Origin of the sequence: Mycobacterium angelicum (assembly GCF_002086155.1) — a bacterium.
In the GTDB taxonomy this organism is placed as follows: domain Bacteria; phylum Actinomycetota; class Actinomycetes; order Mycobacteriales; family Mycobacteriaceae; genus Mycobacterium; species Mycobacterium angelicum.
The window spans coordinates 1-248 of record NZ_MVHE01000429.1 but is presented as its reverse complement, the minus strand read 5'-3'; the positions used below and the strand labels follow the sequence as shown (position 1 = coordinate 248).

Below are 248 nucleotides of genomic sequence, written 5' to 3'. Positions count from 1 at the left end.
GGTTATCGCCTGGCTCGGCGAGGAAGCCCTCTCACTAACCAGAAAAGGCTCGTCTTCGCCGGAATAGCTCACGCATGTCTCCAGCAGCAGAAGATCCACTGCGCGGTCACACATCCACGCCAGCGCCTCGGCAGGACGGGAGAGGTGGTAGAGCACTCCATAGCAGTACACCACGTCGTATTGGTGCGCTTCTGCTGGGAGATCGCCGTCGAGATCTAGGTGGTCGACTGTGACATTGGGATTGGACC

Annotated in this window: 1 pseudogene; it reads right to left on the bottom strand. The window is 59.3% G+C overall.

From position 1 onward, the window contains the following. Window positions 1-248, bottom strand: a pseudogene (locus BST12_RS30130) ([2,4-di-O-methyl-alpha-L-fucopyranosyl-(1->3)-alpha-L-rhamnopyranosyl-(1->3)-2-O-methyl-alpha-L-rhamnopyranosyl] dimycocerosyl phenol-phthiocerol 3'''-O-methyltransferase); the annotation flags it as partial.